The sequence below is a fragment of the Streptomyces sp. NPDC046862 genome (assembly GCF_040704615.1).
GTDB lineage: Bacteria > Actinomycetota > Actinomycetes > Streptomycetales > Streptomycetaceae > Streptomyces.
Genome location: NZ_JBEYXP010000053.1, coordinates 17,882 through 34,663 on the forward strand (window position 1 = coordinate 17,882; position 16,782 = coordinate 34,663).

Genomic DNA, 16,782 nt, shown 5'->3' on the forward strand with positions numbered 1-16,782 from the left:
CGCGCCCGTGATGACCCCGGGACACGAACGGGTGCGCCTTCTCATTGTGGCCTCACCTGACTGGTCACCCATCAAGGCTTCCGTTCGCCAGGTGAAACTTGCTTCACTTATTTGCCCTGAGTCTGCGCCCCCGCTCGTCCCCTGTCAACGTCCTGCGGCCCCGACGGCCCCCAGGAAGTGGAACCCGGGCCGTGGGTGCATCAGGAAGTCGTGGTGGGAGATGTTCCACGCGTACGCCCCCGCCAGGGCGAACGCCACCCGGTCCCCCGCCCGCAGCCCCGGGGCGTGGACGTGCCGGGCGAGGACGTCCTTCGGGGTGCACAGCTGACCGGTGAGCGTGACGCGGTCGCCGCCCGCCGCCGGGCGCGGCCAGGGGTGGGGCCAGCCGTCCACCTCCAGCACCGAGCAGGGCTGGTCGTGCCCCTTGGTCGCGGGAGTGCGCAGATGGTGCGTGCCACCGCGGACGACCGCGAACTCCTCGCCGTGGCTGTGCTTCACGTCCAGCACCTCGGTGGCGTACCAGCCGCAGTACGCCGTGAGGGCACGGCCGGGTTCGATGCGCAGGGTCAGGTCCGGGTACTCGTCGGCCAAACGGGCGAGGCCCGCGCCGTACGCCGCCCAGTCGAAGCGGCTCCCGGGGCGTGCGTAGTCCACGCTCATGCCGCCGCCCACGTTGACCTCGCCGATCGGGACGCCGAGTTCCGCCGCCCAGGTCACGACGGCTCGGGCCACCGCGAGGAGGTCGGGGGCGTCGAGTCCGCTGGCCAAGTGGGCGTGGATGCCCCGGAGTTCGAGGTGCGGGTGGGTGCCGTCCGTGAGGGCGCGGAGCACCGGGGCAGCCCGGGAGGGATCCAGGCCGAAGGGGGTGGGGCGCCCGCCCATGGCGAGGGAGCTGCCCGCCAGGGTGCCGTCGGCCACGGCGAGGTTGAAGCGGAGCAGGACCGCCACCCGCTCCCCCGGTACGACGTGCCGCGCGATCTCGGCCAGCACGCGCAGCTCGTGTTCGCTCTCCACGTGGAAGCGGCTGACGCCCCGCTCCAGTGCCGCAGTGATCTCGTCCGGGGTCTTGCCCGGGCCGCCGAAGGCCAGCGGGTGCGCCGGCACGGCCTTCGCCACATGGGCGAGCTCGCCTCCGGAGGCCACCTCGTAGCCGTCGACGTAGGGCGCGAGCGCGGTCAGGATCTCCGGCTCGGGGTTGGCCTTCGCGGCGTAGTACAGCTCGACGCGCGGCGGCAGCGCGGACCGCACGACGGCGGCGTGCTCGCGCAGGGCGTCCAGGTCGTAGACGTACGCCGGGAGTTCGGCGCCCGGCAACGACAGGACGCGGTCGCGGACGGGGGGCGTGGGACGGGTCATCGGGCACTCCAGCGCAGGATGTCCTCGGCGAGGGGGGAGGGCAGGCGGACGTAGCCGGCCTCGCGGTCGGCCTTGCGCTCCCAGCGGGTGAGCAGGTTCGCCTTGGCGGGCAGCGGCACTCCAGCGAGCAGGGCGGCGAGGCGGGGCGGACAGCCGTCACGGTCCGCGTACGTCCTCAGGGCGGCCCGGACCCTCGCCCACAGGTCGGCCTCGATCTCGGGGTGCAGGTCGGCGAGGGCCGCGAGGAGCTCGGCGACGTGGTTGACGAGCAGGCAGTACACGACACGGTCCCAGCCCCGCTGGGCGTCGTACGCCATCGGACCCGCGACCTCGGGCGGCAGCGCGGCGAGCGCGTCGGCGTGGTGGTCGGGGACGAGCTTGGTGCCCTCCAGGTCGCGGAAGAGGACCTGGGCGGGCATGCCGTCGGCGTCGACGCAGATCAGCACGTTCTGCAGATGGGGTTCGAGGACCAGGCCGTGGTCGAAGTAGGCGGCAAGGACGGGCGGGACGAGGAGCCGCAGATAGGCGTCCCACCAGTCGAGTGCCCGCTGCGGGCTCGCTCCGTCGAGGAGACGGGACAGGTGCGCGGGCCCGCTGGGGTACTCGTCGGCGACGGCGGCCGCGAGCAGCGGGATCGTGCCGGGCAGCAGCCTCCGGGAGAGGCCCTCGCGCACGATGACGCCGAAGCCCTCCAGCAGGGTCCGGTCGGGGGTGCCGTCGGGGCCGGGCAGGGCGAGGCTGCGGTAGGCGGGTTCGCGGAGCATGGCGCTGCCGGGGAAGCGGTCCTCCAGACCGGCCAGTACCGGGGCGAGCAGCCGGGTGAGGGCGACGGCGCCTGAGAGTTCGTAACTGGCGTTTTTGCGCAGGCAGTTGGTGATGCGGACGTTGAGGCTGAACTTCAGGAACGCGTCCCCGTCGAAGAGGGTGCGCACGGACGCGGTGGCGGCGAAGGAGGTGCCGCCGGGGCCGAGGTCGAGGACGTCGCCGCGGCCGAGGGCATCTCTCAGGGCCGGGTGGGTGCGCAGCATCTCGTACTGCCAGGGGTGCGTGGGCAGCAGCCGGTACCCGTCGGGGACGGCGTCGCGCCGGCTGTCGAGGACGGCGGTGGCGCCGGGCTCGGCACTCTCCTCGGCGATCAGGTGGTCGCGCACGGCGAGGTGGCGCAGCGGGAAGGACGCCCCGGCCTCGGGCGCGTACTCCCGCCACGCCTCCACGTCGCCGGTGCGGGCCTTCGGCGTGGGGTGGAAGCGGTGCCCGAAGAGGAGGGACTGCTCGGAGGCGAGGTAGTCGGGGCGCCCGTCGCCGTCGGCGTCGGCGGTGCCGCGTGCGGGGAGGGCTGCGAGGGCGGCGGAGACGGTGTGGTGGCTGGAGGCGATCTGTTCCAGGAACTCCTCGTTGCGCACGCCCGTGCGCAGGAACAGCTCGTCGTGGGTGTACGTGGCGAGGCGGCGCCAGTCGGCCTCCCGCCAGCCGGTGGCGGTCTCCTCGTGCACGGGGCCGGTGAAGCGGTGGGCGCCGAGCAGCGACGTACGGCGCAGGGCGGCCCGCAGCAGGACGCCGCGGCGGGGCAGCCGCAGCAGCAGGTGGCCGTCGGCGACGGCGGTCTGCCGCTCGGGGCCGGACACCTCGCGCAGCAGGCAGTTGAGGAGCGTGTGGGCCACTGCCTCGTCGGCGGTGGGGAGGGCGGCGGTACCGAGGGCGTCGGTGAGGGGGGACATCAGCGGCTCCAGCGGGGGTTCAGAGCGACGGTGACGGTGGCTAGGGCGGTGAGCGCCGCGGCGGCGCCACCGAGGAGGACGGGAGCGGTCGGACCGAAGCGGGCGCTGCCGGTGGCGGCGGCGACTCCGGCGGCGACGGCCCCGGCCTTGGAGAAGAACTCCAGCGACCCGAACAGCCCGCCGGGCGCTCGGCCCTGGACGCAGCCGGCGGCGAGGATCGACAGGCCGACCAGGCCGAGGGTGAGCCCGGTGCCGAGCAGCAGCCGGACGCCGACCAGGGCCGGGAGCGAGTCGGCCGTCGCGTGTCCGGCCAGGCCGAGTGCGATACAGCCGAAGCCGAACGCGATCCCGGTTCGGGGGCGGTCCCGCAGCGCTCGGTGCACGGGCAGGGCCGACACCAGGTAGCAGAGGTGGGGCAGCGCGAAGAGCACCCCGGACAGCGTCGGTGACGTGCCCGGAAGCCGTTCCTCGATGAGGGATATGAGGTAGGGGAAGGAGATGACGGTGGAGAAGACGAAGGCGAACTCGAGCGCGTACAGCGTCCGCAGGGAGCCCGTCGACGCCGACGGCGTGCCCGCCTCTTCCGTCATCTCGGGCTGCGCGTCCGCCGGTTCGGGCAGCACCGCCAGCAACACGGCCGCCGCGAGCGGGAGAAGGGCCAGTAGCGCGTACTGCCGGTGCGGTGACAGCCAGGGCGAGAGGGAGCCGACGACGATCGGGGCGACGACCAGCGCGGCCCGCGCGCTGCCCTGCATCAGGGTGAGCGCCTTCGACAGGTGGGGGCCGTCCAGCCCGGCGCCCAGGTAACCGTTGGAGGCCGCGAACGTGCCGCCGAGGATGCCCTGCAGCACGAGCGCCGCCGTGAACGTGCCGATCGAGCCGGACCACCCGGCGAGCAGGAAGGACAGGGCGAGCCCCAACTGGGCTCGCAGCAGCAGCCGTTTGCGCCCGAAGCGGTCGGCGAGCCGTCCCCAGAGCGGGGCGGCGAGCGCGCCGAACACCGTGGGCACCACGTACAGCACTCCCGCCCAGCGCGCCGTCCGGTCACCCAGTTCCGGCAGGATCTCGGTCAGGTACGGAGGCAACCCCAGCGCGGCGAAGGACGCCACGAAGTAGCAGCCGGCGACGGCGTGCACCTGTCGGCGGCCGAACGCGCGGCCGGGCATTCGCAGGGTCTCGGCGCTCATGCCGCCGCCCCGTTCGACCCGCTGGCCGCGTTCGCCGGGTTGACCGCGTTCGCCTGGTTGACCGCGTTCGCCGCGTTCCCCTCCGGCAGCAGGTAGTTGGGGCCGGTCGTGTAGTGCTTGTTGATGTCGGTCGCGCCCGACCGCTCCTTGCTGAGCAGCGTCCCGGCGGTGACCATCGCCTTCACCGGCAGCCGGGGGGCGTCCAGCACCCGCGCACGCAGCACCGCTCCGGGTTCGCCGCCGAGCCGGTCCACGGCGTCGGCGAGCCGGTCGCGGACGAGGCCCAGCAGCAGCGGCAGGGAGGCCCGGCCGTGGTGGGCGAGCCCGAACGCGTGGGCGCCGGCGCACAGATGGAGGGTGATGGTGGCGAACACGTCGGCGACCGGACGGTCGTCGGAGCAGAAGGTCCGCGGGTCGTCGAAGCCCCAGGGACCGCTGATCAGCGCCTCCAGCCGTGCGGTGTTGATACGCGGCCCGTCGTTGTCCTTGAACAGCAGACGCAGGTCATGGGGGCGCGGTCCCAGGACGAGCGAGACGTTCTGCTGGTGCGACTCCAGAGCGATCCCGTAGCCGAAGAGCGTGGTCTGCCAGTCGAAGAGGCGCGTGAGGACGGCGTCCAGGAGTCCGGCCACGTCACCGCCGTGGAAGCGGTCGGCCAGGTGGTCGATCACCAGTCGCCCGCCGGGCGCCTCCGCGAGCAGTGCGGCCATGGGGACGACCACCGACTCGTCGAGCCCTTGGGGGTAGCGGCGGCACAGCACGGCCAGCATCTCGTGCCCGGCGTGCGCGTACACGGTCTCGTCGGCGTGCAGGACCGTCTCCCGGAAGCGCGGTTCGCGTTCGACGACCGCTTCCAGCAGCCGCTGCCCCGCCGCGCCGTCGACCAGCGTGCCGGGCTTGATGGAACGCTTGTTGCGCAGGCCCAACGTGGAGGTGGGCAACGGGAGTTTGAGATGCAGTGCCGGGTCGGCGGCCAGTGCGACCGTACGGGTCGACAGCGTGGGGACCACTTCGAGGTACCCGTGGTCTGCGAGCACCGCGCGGCCGGTCAGTCCCGTCTCGCGGAGCGCCTCGTCCAGCGGGGCGCCGAAGGTCAACGGGTGGACGGGCAGGGCGACATGGGTGCGGTCGAGTTCGGCGAGCCCGAGGACGGCGGGCGTGGGCCAGCACTGGGGCAGACTCCCGGCCACGGTGAGCGCGTCCCTCGGGACGGCGAGCCAGCGGAGAGCGAATCGCGAGTGGAACTCGGGTGCGTACGACCGGACTTGGTCCTCGCCGAGCCCGGAGCGCCCTCGAGCGGTCGGGTAGACCGGGTGGTCGAGTCGGGCGGCGAGGGTGTCGTGGGCGAGGCCGCCGGTGAGGCCGGTCCACTGGGCGGGGTCGGCGCCGTAGCGCTCGGTGAGTCCGTCGCGCACCGCCTCGGCCGTCTCGGCGTGCAGCCGCATCGTGGCCAGCGTCTGGCGGCACTCCTCGGCGAAGGCGTCGAAGCCGTCGCGGTCGACGGGCTCGGCCAGGGCACGCAGTTCGGCGAGAACGGTCTCGTACGTCGTCGCCTCGGTACCGTCGGACTCCCGTACGAGCAGCGGCAGTCGAGCCGCGTACGCGCACTGGAACCCATCCTCGGCCACCGGCAGCAGCAGGGCGTCGCCCTCGGTGGGCAACCTCAGCCAGGGACCGTCGGGGCGCTGGACGAGCGCGCTGCGGGTGCGCAGGCCTACGACGTCCTCGCGGAGCAGGGCGCTGAGCACGCGCGTGAGCAGTGCGGCCTCGACGGGATCCACGTCCACGGATGTCGCCCTGGCCGCCGTCGTCGCCGTGGTCGTCGTCGTGGTCGTCGTCGTGGTCGTCGTCACGGCTCGATCACCCAGCTCCGGGCCGCGAGGAACCCGGCCGCCGTCCGGTCCACGGCCTCCTGGTCGGTGCCGACCGCGCGCAGGACGCCCAGGTAGTCGCGGTTGGTGCGGTACAGCTCGTGTCGCTCGCCGACCCGACGCAGTGGACGGTACGTCAGGTGCACGCCGTTGTCGGTGAGTTCGAGGGACTCCGGTGCGGCGGTGAGGGTCCCGGCCCGCCCGGCGCACGGATACTCCAGCCGGGCCGCTCCGTCGCGCCGCGCGCCCAGGTCAGCGGGCAGGAGCTCGCCCAGGTGCGTGCGCAGGATGTGCTCGAAGAGCGGGATGTCCAGGAGCTGGGCGAGCAGCAGGTCGCACTGGTCGCCGATGGCCCTGTAGTTGACCTCGATGAGGCGGGCCCGGCCCTCGTGGACCACGAACTCGGTATGGCTGGCGCCGAATCCGACTCCGAGCGCGTCGAGTTGGGCGAGAACCTGGTCGACGACGGGCTCGGGGTGGGCGGGGACGAAGGTCATCCGCTCCTCGATGAAGTACGGCGGTGGGGACACCTCGGTGTGGAAGCCGCCCAGGACGTGGCGGACGCGGCCGTCGCCCAGGGTCTCCAGCGTGTAGAGCTCTCCCGGCAGGTACTCCTCCACGACCAGTGTGGCTCCGGGGCGGCGCGCGAAGATCTCCTTGCTCCGCGCGACGAGTTCCTCGGGCCCGTCGACCAGGACGACGTCCTCGCTCGCCACACCCTCGCGGGGTTTGACGACGCAGGGGTACGGGGCGTCGAGGGCGACGAGGTCGGTACGTTCGGTGAGTTCCGCCGACCAGACGGTGTCGGCGCCCGCGGCGGAGAGCCGGCGGCGCATCTCGGCCTTGTCCTTGGCACGCAGGGTGGCCCGCCAGTCCTTGGCGGGGAGGCCGAAGTAGTGGGCGGCGAGGGCGGCCTGTGTCTGGAGGTGGTCGCTGTTGGTGAAGACGGCGTCCGGGGTGCGGTGCGTGGAGACCGTCGTGATGACGGCGCGGAAGTCGCGTACGTCGCACTCCAGGATCTCGATGTCGGGGTAGGTGCGGCGGTGGGCGTCGGGCTGGTCGGTGAGGACGGTGACGTCGAGGCCGAGCCGGGCGGCGGCGGGCAGGAAGCCCTCGGTGACGGAGTCGGTGGGGTTGAGGGCGAGCAGGTACAGACGCATGGGCGTTCGGTGCACGACTTTCATGAGCGGGTGGGGGGTTGTGAGGGGACGGGCCGCTCGTGGACGGCCCGCCCCCGGACCGCGGGAGTTACTTCTCCGACAGGGGCTTGCTTCTCGGACGGGGAGTTACTTCTCCGACCGGAAGCCGTGTCTCCGGCACGGAGTTACTTCTCCGGCAGCTCGACACCCGTGGCCTTCGCCACGTCGGCGAGCATCTGCTCGGCCGCCTGGACGCCGATGCCGGACATCCAGGTCTCGTCGGGGACCTCGAAGACCCGGCCGTCCTTGACGGCGTCGAGGTCCTTCCAGACGGGGTTGGAGGTGACCTGCTTCTGCTGGGTCTTGTCCGGGGTGTCGGCGGTCGTGACGAAGATCAGGTCGGCGTCGGCCTGGTCGATCTCCTCCGGGCTGACGTCCTTCATCGTGACCTCGGGGTCGTCCGAGACCTGGGACTTCGGCCGCTCGAAGCCGATGTCGTCGAGGACGACGCCGCTGTAGGAGTTGGACTGGTAGAGGCGGGTCGGTCCGGCGACGAAGCGGACGACGGACACGGCGGGCATGGTGCCGTCGTACTTCTTCTGCACGGCCGTGCCGAGGGCCGCGGCCCGCGTCTCGTACTCCTTGAGCTTGGCGGCGGCCTCGGACTCCAGGCCCAGAGCCTCGGCGTGGACCTTGAGGTTCTCCTTCCAGACACCGCCGGTGGTCTCGGTGAAGACGGTCGGGGCGATGGCGCTGAGCTTGTCGTAGATCTTCTCGTGCCGGACCTTGGAGGACAGGATCAGGTCGGGCTTGAGGGAGGCGATGAGCTCCAGGTTCGGCTCCAGCAGCGGGCCGACGTCCTTGGTGTTCTTCAACTCGCCCTTCAGGTACGTCGGGAAGCCGCCCTGGCTCTTGAAGTGCGGGGCGACCGCGCCGACCGCGTCGATGCCGAGCAGGGTGACGTCGTCCAGTTCGCCGGTGTCGAGCACGACGACGCGCTCGGGCTTGGCCGGGATCTTCACGTCACCCATCACGGTCTTCAGGGTGTGGGGGAAGCCGGCGCTCTCGGCGCCGGCCTGGGCGGTGTCGCTCGCGTCGGTGGCGCTGTCGCCGCCGCAGGCGGTCAGCACGGCCGTGCCGACGAGGACGGCGAGCAGCGCGGCCAGGAACCGCCTCATTCCGCGCAGGGGTGATCGCTTGAGCATGGGGGGTTGCACTTTCTGGTAGGCGTACGGGACGTACGGTCACGCGGGTGCGGTGGTGCGCCGTGCCGCGCTGCTTTGGGGACGACCAGCGGGGTGCCGGTCTCCGGGTCCGGGACGACCCGGCAGTCCACGTCGAACACGGACCTGACCAGCTCCGCGTCGAGCACCTCGCCGGGCGGCCCGGTGGCGGCGAGGCGCCCTTCCTTGAGGACGACCATGTGGTCGGCGTAGCGGGCGGCCTGCCCCAGGTCGTGCAGCACCATCACCACGGTGCGGCCGGCCTCGGCGTGCAGGGCGGCCACCAGGTCGAGGACGTCGAGCTGGTGCCGAAGATCGAGGAAGGTGGTGGGTTCGTCGAGCAGGAGCAGTTCCGTGTCCTGCGCCAGGGCCAGGGCGATCCAGGCGCGTTGACGCTGTCCTCCGGAGAGCCGGTCGACGGGCTGGTCGCGCAGCGCGGTGGTGCCGGTGCGGTCCAGCGCCTCGTCCACCGCCTTCTGGTCGGCGGCCGACCAGGGACTCAGCAGCCGCTGGTGCGGGTACCGGCCGAGCCGTACGAGCGCCTCCACGGTGATCGCCTCGGGGACGACGGGCTGCTGCGGCAGCAGGCCCATGCGGCGCGCGAGGGTGCGCGCGGGCATGCGGTGGATGTCGGCGCCGTCGAGGGTGACGGTGCCGGAGGCGGGGGCGAGCAGTCGGCTCAGGCCCCGCAACAGGGTCGATTTCCCACAGGCGTTGGGGCCCACGATGGCGGTGACGGCGCCACCCGGCAGGGTGAGGTCGAGTCCACCGACGACGAGGCGGTCGCCGTAGCGCAGGTCGAGGCCCTGGGTGGAGAGCTGGTTGGCTGTGGTCATGCGGTGCGGCTCCTGCGGGCCTGGCGGGCGGGGTCGGGACACCGGTCGGCCGTGCGTCGCGACCGGGCGGGCGGGACGTGCGTCGGGGGGCCGGTCATGGGTGACTCCCCGGGACCGCTCGGACCGCTCGGGCTGGTCGGGCTGGTCGGGCTGGTCGGGCTGGTCGGGCTGGTCGGACCAGGGATTGAGCGCCGGTCATGTCTGGCTCCTCCGCACGGCCGAGCTCTGGCGGAACATCAGCACCAGCAGCCAGGGCGCCCCGAGCGTCGCGGTGACCGCTCCGACGGGCAGCCCTTCGACGGGCAGCAGGTGCTGCACCACGAGGTCGGAGGCGAGCAGCAGGACGGCCCCGACAACTGCGGCCAAGGCGAGGGTTGCTGCCGTCGGTGGGCCGGTGACGAAGCGCACGATGTGCGGTACCGCGAGCGCCACGAAGGTGACCGGGCCGGCGAGCGCGGCGGCGAGTGAGGCCAACGCTACGGCTGTGACGAGGAGTTGGAGTCGTGCGGTGGAGGTGTTGAGGCCGAGGGCTCCCGCCGAGTCGTCGCCCAGGTCCAGCACGGCCAGGCGGCGGTGCATCGCGAGGGCGGCGGTCAGCGCGAGCACCATGGCCGCGGCGGCGCCCCACACCTCGGTCCAGGTGCGGCCGTACACCGAGCCGGTGGTCCACTGCAGGGCCGAGCCCGCGAGTTCGGCGGGGAAGCGCACGATCATCAGGTTCACGGCGGCGGCCAGGCCCGCCTGGACCGCGAGGCCGGTGAGGACGAGCCGGGTGACGGCGAGTCCGGACTTCCAGGCGAACACGCCGAGCAGCAGTGCGGCCAGCAGTCCCCCGCCCAGCGCGCCGAGCGGGATCAGCGCCTGCGAGGCGCCCGCGGCGAGCAGCGCGACCGCGCCGAGCGAGGCACCGCCCGTCACGCCCATCACGTCCGGGGAGGCGAGCGGGTTGCGGAACAGCCGCTGGAGCACACACCCCGCCGCTCCCAGCCCGGCTCCGGCGACGATCGCCGCGACGGCCCGGGGCGCCCGGAACTGCTGCACCACGAGGACGTCACCGGGGTCACCGAGCCCGACCAGCGCGCGCAGGGCGGCGGCGGGAGGAATGCTCATCTCTCCGCTCGCCACGGAGGCGGTGAGCAGCAGGAGGAGGACGGCGAGGCCGGTCACGGCGTACGCCACGAGGCGTCGGCGTAGCGGTGCACGGCGCGCGTCGGCCGGTGGGGTGGCCGGGGCGGCAGTCGTGTGCGGGGCGGTCATCGGGCCACCTTCCGGGCGAGCAGCGCCAGCAGCGGAGCGCCGAGGAACGCGGTGACGATGCCGACCTCCAGCTCGGAGGGCCGGACGACGGGCCGGCCGAGGATGTCGGCGGTGAGCAGCAGAAGCGGGCCGGCGATCAGACAGCCGGGTACGAGAAGCCGGTGGTCGCCGCCGAGGAGAGGACGGACGAGGTGAGGCGCGGCGAGCCCGATGAAGGCGACCGGTCCGGCGACGGCCACCGCCGAGCCGGCCAGCAGGACGACCGCGATGCCGCCCGCCAGCCGGACGCGCGCCACGGGCACGCCGAGCGCCTGTGCCGCATCGTCGCCCAGGGCAAGGGCGTTGAGGGCGGGCGCGAGGGCGAGGGCGAGGAGGAGGCCGAGGGCGAGGGTCGGCAGGACGGGCCACAGAACGTCGAGGGTGCGTCCGGCGAGCGATCCCGCCAGCCAGAACCGGGCCTCGTCGAGGGTGCGTTGACTGGCCAGCATCACCGCCGACGTCCAGGAGAGCAGCACGAGTTGGAGGACGGTGCCGCCCAGTGCGAGCCGCACCGGGTCGGTGTCCCCGGCTCGGCGGGAGAGCGCCTGGACGAACAGCGCGGCACCGGCCGCGCCGGCGAACGCGAACCACATGTACTCGACGGGGTCGGTGAGCCGCAGCGCGAAGATGGCGACGACGACGGCGAATCCGGCGCCCGCGTTGATGCCGAGCGTGGTCGGTGACGCGAGCGGATTGCGCGTGATCGCCTGTGCGACCGCTCCCGCGACGCCGAGGGCGGCGCCGACGGCGAGCCCGATGACCGTACGCGGCAGCCGCAGTCCGGTCACGACGAGCGCCTCGCGCCCGTGGGCGGTTCCCGAGAGGGCGTCGAGCACCGTGCTCAGCGGCACGGATCGGGCTCCCAGGGCGAGGCTCAGCGCGGCGCAGAGCGCCAGGGCACCGAGGCCGGCGAGGAAGAGGGGTACGTGTCGGAGGGCACGGAAGGGTGGCACACCGGTAGGTGCGGCCTGTTCGGTGGCGGTCACGAGGCGTGAGCTTAGGCGAGGCATGTTTTAGCTTTCAACCACCCATGCGATCACTGCGACGCGGACTTCTCGCGATCACCGGCTGACAACTCTGCAGGTCATCGATGTGTGCCACCTCACCCGTCACCACCCGGCCCCCTTGGTCATCAGTACGCGATCTTCAGACTAAGGTAAGGCTTACCTTCTTGTCTCGTTCTGAACCCTCACTCTCTGGAGTTCCGATGACCGCGGCCCTCGACCTCGCGCCGGCAGACGCCGACACGGATGTGCCCGGACTCCTCGCCGCGTCGTACCGACGACTGGCCTCGCTCTGCGAGGTGCTGTCGGTGCGCGTCACGTACGCCGGTCAACCTGGCGCGAGCGGACCGTGTCTGGTGGAGGGTCAGGAACACGTCGAGGCCTTCGTCGACGCCGAGGCCGCGCGCATCCAGGACCGCCACGGCCACACGGCACCCCGTCATGTCGCCGCATCGCGTGCCCTCCACGACTACGCCTGGTCGGTGGGCCTGCTGATGGGCGGAATCTGGTACCTGGAGCGGAGGGTGCCGCGCATCGCGCCCGAGGACGTACGGCTCGACCTCGCCTCCGGAACGTTCGAGGTCACACCGGGCACCCGTCTCGCCTGCCTGCCGGACGACCGGGCCGCCGCACTGCCCGGTGCGCTGCCCCTGGCCCACGAGGAGGCGTTGCGGGGCGAGTTGAGGCAGGCGGTCGCCCGTCACATGGGCCCGGTACTGGACGCGATCGGCCCCCGCGCACGGCGTGGTTCACGCGCCCTGTGGGGCATGGTCGCCGACGACCTGGTCTCGGGCATCTGGCACCTCGGCCGGGTTCTGGGCGAGGAGGCCGCCGCCGTGCGCGCCGCGACCGACGTACTGCCCTCCGCCCTGGGCCCCTTCCCTGGCGGCGCCGGCTTCCGTCACCTGCGCACCGCCGACGGCCGCGAACATCCCACCCGCACCCGCACCGGCTGCTGCCTCTACTACACGATCCGCCCCGGCGAGGCCTGCTCGACCTGCCCCCGCACCTGCGACGCGGAACGGGTACGCCGGCTCGGCGGATGAGCCGCGGTCGCACCCGGTACGCGGCCTCAGTCCCCCCGGTCGACCCGACGCCTGGAAGCCCGTCGCCCGTCCTCCGAAACTTTCGGAGGACGGACGGAGGCTCGGAGCGATTGACGCCGGTCGTCGCAGGTGGGAACACTCACTGCGGTCCAGCAACCAGTGTCACCACAGAACAGCACAGGAGGTCGCCGTGCACGCCGAGGCCGAGCACCCGGAGCATGACGGCGTGACGTACGACGCCACGGAGTACGACGACGCGCGAGCCGTGACGGGGGCCGCCGAGCGGCTCACGCTCCACGGCATCGACGACGTCCGCGGCTCCCTCACCCTGCCCCGCACCGGCCCGTACGGCACCTGTGTGAGCTGGACCTCCGGGGAACCCCACGTCATCGACGCGACCGGCGTCGTCACCCGTCCCCGGCCCGGCGAGGGCCCCGCGTTCGTCCAGCTCACCGCCACGGTCACCCGCGGGTCCGCCCGGGCCGTCCGGTTCTTCGACGCCACCGTGCCCGAGGCCCCGCGGGACCAGGACTACGCGGGATATCTCTTCGTCTACTTCACCGGCGAGAGCGCCCCGGACGGCGAACAGATCCGCTTCGCGCTGAGCCGCGGCGACGACCCGCTGCGCTGGCGCGAGCTGAACGGCGGTGCGCCGGTACTGACGTCGGGCCTCGGTGCCAAGGGACTGCGCGACCCGTTCGTCGTCCGCTCCCCGGCCGGCGACTCGTTCCACCTGATCGCCACCGACCTCAGGATGCACGGCGAGCAGGACGGCGGCTGGGACGAGGTCCAGCGCACCGGCAGCACGTCGATCGCCGTCTGGGAGAGCACCGACCTCGTGCACTGGACGGAGCAACGGCTGGTACGGCTCGCCCCCGTCACCGCAGGCAACGCCTGGGCCCCCGAGGCCTGTTACGACCCCGATCTGAACGCGTACGTCGTCTTCTGGGCCTCCAAGCTCTATGCCGAGGACGATCCGGAGCACACCGCCGACACGTACAACACGATGCTGTACGCCACCACGCGCGACTTCCGCACGTTCAGTGAGCCGGCGGTCTGGAACGATCCCGGGCACTCGGTCATCGACTCCACCGTCATCCGCCACCAGGGCACCTACTACCGCTTCACCAAGGACGAGCGGAGCAACAGCTCCGCCGTGCCGGGCGGCAAGTTCATCACCGCGGAGAAGTCGGCCGACCTGCGCGCCACGTCGTACGCCTTCGTGGCCGACGGCATCGGTCAGGGCGTGATGGAGCAGGGTGAGGGCCCCACGGTCTTCAAGTCCAACACCGAGGACAAGTGGTACCTGTTCGTCGACGAGTTCACCGGACAGGGCTACCTCCCCTTCGAGACCACCGATCTCGACTCCGGGAAGTGGACGCCGTGCGAGGACTTCCAGCTGCCGCCCGGCGCCCGTCACGGTGCCGTACTGCCGGTGACGCGCGCCGAGTACGATCGGCTGGCCGGCACGTACACCCCCGGGGCGGCCATCGCCGACGCCACCGTCCCCCAGGGCCTCAAGGCCTGCGCGGTGATCGACGACGGCAGCTCCAGGGTCGTCCTGCCACTGCGACCGGGGACCGAACTCGACGGCCTCTCCCCGGAGTTCGACGTGTCGACGGGTGCGCGGCTCAGCCCTGCCTCCGGAACACCGCGTGACTTCCGTACGCCGCAGACGTACACCGTCACAGCGGGCGACGGAACACGGCGCACCTGGACCGTGGAGGCCCTGCACATGCGAAGCCCGCTGCTGCCGGGGCTCCACGCGGACCCCAACATCCAGGAGTTCGGGGGCCGTTACTACGTCTATCCGACAACGGACGGCGTCGAGCACTGGGGCAGCACCACGTTCAAGGCGTACTCGTCCGACGACCTGGTCACCTGGCGGGACCACGGGGTCGTCCTCGACCTCGAGTCCGATGTGAGCTGGGCGGACCGCTACGCCTGGGCCCCGGCTGCCGGAGAGCGGGACGGCAGGTACTACTTCTACTTCTGCGCCGACCAGCAGATCGGCGTGGCCGTCGCGGACAGCCCGACCGGCCCGTTCCGGGACGCGCTGGACCGGCCGCTCATCGCGCGTGACGACTTCGCCGGCCAGATGATCGACCCGGCCGTGTTCAGGGACGACGACGGAACCGTCTACCTGTACTGGGGCAACGGCCACGGGTTCGGGGTGCCGCTGAACGACGACATGGTCTCGTTCGACCGGTCGAAGGTACGGCAGTTCACCCCGGGTGACTTCCGCGAGGGTGCCTTCGTCATCAAACGCGGGGGCGTCTACCACTTCATGTGGTCGGAGGACGACACCCGCAGCGAGGACTACCGGGTGGCCTACGCGACCGGCCCCTCCCCGCTCGGCCCGTGGACCGAGCGGGGGGTGATCCTGCACAAGCGTCCGGAGTACGGGATCCTGGGCACCGGCCACCACACGGTGGTCAACGTCCCGGGCACCGACGACTGGTACATCGTCTACCACCGCTTCGCGGTCCCGGGCCCCGGCACCCCGCGCGGCGACGGCATGCACCGTGAAGCCGCCCTGGACCGGCTGACGTTCGCGGCGGACGGCTCCATCGAGGCGGTGGTCCCGACGCTGGAGTCCGTCGCGCCGCTCCGCCGCTGAAGCCGCTGGCAGGCCGCTGCCTCCTGCGCCGGAGCGCCGCTTCCGTCGTACTCAGCCGTACTCAGCGCACGAGGCAGGGACGCTTGCTGTCGAAGGTCCAGTCCTTGATCAGGTACTGCATCCCGACGGCGTCGTCGCGGCCCGCGAGAGCCTTCTCCTCGTAAAGCTCCTGGGCCGCGAGGAGCCGGTCCATGTCGAGCCGTACGCCGAGGCCGGGCGTGTCCGGGACGCCGACCTCGCCGCCTACGATGCGCGGCGGTTCGACGGTGAGCCGTTCTTGCCCCTCCTGCCAGATCCAGTGGGTGTCGAGGGCGTTGTACTCGCCGGGTGCGGCGGCCCCGCAGTGCGCCATCATCGCCAGCGAGATGTCGAAGTGGTTGTTGGAATGGCATCCCCAGGTCAGGCCCATGGCGTTGCAGAGCTGGGCGACCCGCACCGACCCCTCCATGGTCCAGAAGTGGGGGTCGGCGAGCGGGATGGAGACCGACTGCAGGGCCAGGGCGTGGGTCAGCTGGCGCCAGTCCGTGGCGATCATGTTGGTCGCCGTGGGCAGGCCGGTGGCCCGGCGGAACTCGGCGAGGATCTCCCGGCCGGAGTAGCCGCCCTCCGCTCCGCAGGGGTCCTCGGCGTAGGCGAGCGTGCCGACGAGGGGACGGCACAGCTCGACGGCCTCGCGCAGCGACCACGCGCCGTTGGGGTCCAGGGTGATCCTGGCCTCGGGGAAACGCTCCTTGAGCGCCTGGATCGCCTTGACCTCCTCGCTGCCCGCCAGCACGCCGCCCTTGAGCTTGAAGTCCTGGAAGCCGTAGAGCGCGTGGGTGGTCTCGGCCTGGCGGACGATCGCCTCGGGGGTCAGCGCTTCCTCACGCCGGATCCGGTACCACTCCACGTCCGCGTCGGGTTCGCGGAGGTAGTCCAGGTCGGTGCGGTCGGGGTCGCCGACGTAGAAGAGGTAGCCGAGGACCCGTACGGCGTCGCGCTGCTTGCCGTCGCCCAGCAGGGCCGCGACCGGGAGCTCCAGGTGCTGGCCGAGCAGGTCGAGGAGCGCCGACTCGACGGCGGTGACCGCGTGCACGGTGGTGCGCAGGTCGAAGGTCTGGGCGCCGCGTCCGCCGGAGTCGCGGTCGGCGAACGTGGCCTCGATCGTGCGCAGGACGCGCTTGTAGTCGCCCACGCGCGCACCGACGACGAGTGACGCGGCGTCGCGCAGGGTGCGCGTGATCTTCTCCCCGCCCGGCACCTCACCCAGGCCCGTACGCCCCTCGGAGTCCTCGATGACGACGACGTTGCGGGTGAAGTAGGGGGCGTGCGCGCCGGAGAGGTTGAGCGCCATGGAGTCGCGGCCGGCGACCGGATGGACGGAGAACTTGGTGACGACGGGCTGGCTCATGACGGCGATGCCATTCTCGTGAGGAGGGCTGACGGGGCGGCTGTGTCGGTTGTGCCGTTGTGTCGGTTGTGTCAGCCGTGTCGACGGTCGGTCGGA

12 protein-coding genes are annotated in these 16,782 nt (G+C 72.3%); 2 read left to right on the plus strand and 10 right to left on the minus strand.

The genetic code is table 11. From position 1 onward, the window contains the following. Positions 1-144: 144 nt before the first annotated feature. The 9 genes from AB0959_RS41340 to AB0959_RS41380 form a co-directional block, all read right to left on the minus strand. Entirely contained in the window at positions 145-1,356 is a 1,212-nt protein-coding gene (locus tag AB0959_RS41340) for a type III PLP-dependent enzyme (protein WP_366831980.1), read from the minus strand. Next, positions 1,353-3,074 carry an IucA/IucC family protein gene (locus AB0959_RS41345; RefSeq protein WP_366831981.1) on the minus strand — a complete coding sequence of 574 codons (1,722 nt, stop codon included), beginning with the start codon at positions 3,072-3,074 and terminating at the stop codon, positions 1,353-1,355. Before AB0959_RS41345 ends, AB0959_RS41340 begins: the two co-directional genes overlap by 4 nt. After that, a complete protein-coding gene (locus AB0959_RS41350; protein ID WP_366831982.1) occupies positions 3,074-4,261 on the minus strand; it encodes an MFS transporter in 1,188 nt (395 codons plus the stop codon). Before AB0959_RS41350 ends, AB0959_RS41345 begins: the two co-directional genes overlap by 1 nt. Continuing rightward, complete coding sequence (locus AB0959_RS41355; protein ID WP_366832037.1) at positions 4,258-6,048, minus strand: IucA/IucC family protein; 1,791 nt, start codon at positions 6,046-6,048, stop codon at positions 4,258-4,260. The genes AB0959_RS41350 and AB0959_RS41355 overlap by 4 nt, the downstream gene beginning before the upstream one ends. Before the next feature lie 62 nt (positions 6,049-6,110). Then, entirely contained in the window at positions 6,111-7,292 is a 1,182-nt protein-coding gene (locus AB0959_RS41360; protein ID WP_366831983.1) for an ATP-grasp domain-containing protein, read from the minus strand. A 164-nt stretch (positions 7,293-7,456) separates the two neighbouring features. Further along, positions 7,457-8,476 (minus strand): iron-siderophore ABC transporter substrate-binding protein, encoded by a 1,020-nt coding sequence (locus tag AB0959_RS41365; RefSeq protein ID WP_366831984.1) that lies wholly within the window; start codon positions 8,474-8,476, stop codon positions 7,457-7,459. Further along, complete coding sequence (locus tag AB0959_RS41370) at positions 8,446-9,330, minus strand: ABC transporter ATP-binding protein (protein ID WP_366831985.1); 885 nt, start codon at positions 9,328-9,330, stop codon at positions 8,446-8,448. The genes AB0959_RS41365 and AB0959_RS41370 overlap by 31 nt, the downstream gene beginning before the upstream one ends. 195 nt (positions 9,331-9,525) lie before the next feature. Beyond that, positions 9,526-10,587, minus strand: coding sequence for an iron ABC transporter permease (locus AB0959_RS41375; protein ID WP_366831986.1), 1,062 nt, complete (start codon positions 10,585-10,587; stop codon positions 9,526-9,528). Further along, complete coding sequence (locus AB0959_RS41380) at positions 10,584-11,612, minus strand: iron ABC transporter permease (RefSeq protein ID WP_366831987.1); 1,029 nt, start codon at positions 11,610-11,612, stop codon at positions 10,584-10,586. The genes AB0959_RS41375 and AB0959_RS41380 overlap by 4 nt, the downstream gene beginning before the upstream one ends. Before the next feature lie 221 nt (positions 11,613-11,833). Here AB0959_RS41380 and AB0959_RS41385 point away from each other — a divergent pair, with 221 nt between their 5' ends. Both AB0959_RS41385 and AB0959_RS41390 read left to right on the plus strand, forming a co-directional pair. Further along, positions 11,834-12,676 carry a (2Fe-2S)-binding protein gene (locus AB0959_RS41385; protein WP_366831988.1) on the plus strand — a complete coding sequence of 281 codons (843 nt, stop codon included), beginning with the start codon at positions 11,834-11,836 and terminating at the stop codon, positions 12,674-12,676. 190 nt (positions 12,677-12,866) lie between these two features. Then, a complete protein-coding gene (locus tag AB0959_RS41390) occupies positions 12,867-15,296 on the plus strand; it encodes a family 43 glycosylhydrolase (protein ID WP_366831989.1) in 2,430 nt (809 codons plus the stop codon). Between the two features lie 61 nt (positions 15,297-15,357). Here AB0959_RS41390 and AB0959_RS41395 read toward each other — a convergent pair whose 3' ends face one another. Then, the gene (locus tag AB0959_RS41395) at positions 15,358-16,686 is read right to left on the minus strand and encodes an enolase C-terminal domain-like protein (protein ID WP_366831990.1); all 1,329 of its coding nucleotides are present in this window, start codon (positions 16,684-16,686) and stop codon (positions 15,358-15,360) included. Between the last annotated feature and the right edge of the window lie 96 nt (positions 16,687-16,782).

Excerpts from the sequence above, each read along its gene's own strand:
- AB0959_RS41340 (WP_366831980.1), bottom strand. The coding sequence starts at position 1,356 with ATGACCCGTCCCACGCCCCCCGTCCGCGACCGCGTCCTGTCGTTGCCG.
- AB0959_RS41345 (WP_366831981.1), bottom strand. The coding sequence starts at position 3,074 with ATGTCCCCCCTCACCGACGCCCTCGGTACCGCCGCCCTCCCCACCGCC.
- AB0959_RS41350 (WP_366831982.1), bottom strand. The coding sequence starts at position 4,261 with ATGAGCGCCGAGACCCTGCGAATGCCCGGCCGCGCGTTCGGCCGCCGA.
- AB0959_RS41360 (WP_366831983.1), bottom strand. The coding sequence starts at position 7,292 with ATGCGTCTGTACCTGCTCGCCCTCAACCCCACCGACTCCGTCACCGAG.
- AB0959_RS41365 (WP_366831984.1), bottom strand. The coding sequence starts at position 8,476 with ATGCTCAAGCGATCACCCCTGCGCGGAATGAGGCGGTTCCTGGCCGCG.
- AB0959_RS41370 (WP_366831985.1), bottom strand. The coding sequence starts at position 9,330 with ATGACCACAGCCAACCAGCTCTCCACCCAGGGCCTCGACCTGCGCTAC.
- AB0959_RS41375 (WP_366831986.1), bottom strand. The coding sequence starts at position 10,587 with ATGACCGCCCCGCACACGACTGCCGCCCCGGCCACCCCACCGGCCGAC.
- AB0959_RS41385 (WP_366831988.1), top strand. The coding sequence starts at position 11,834 with ATGACCGCGGCCCTCGACCTCGCGCCGGCAGACGCCGACACGGATGTG.
- AB0959_RS41395 (WP_366831990.1), bottom strand. The coding sequence starts at position 16,686 with ATGAGCCAGCCCGTCGTCACCAAGTTCTCCGTCCATCCGGTCGCCGGC.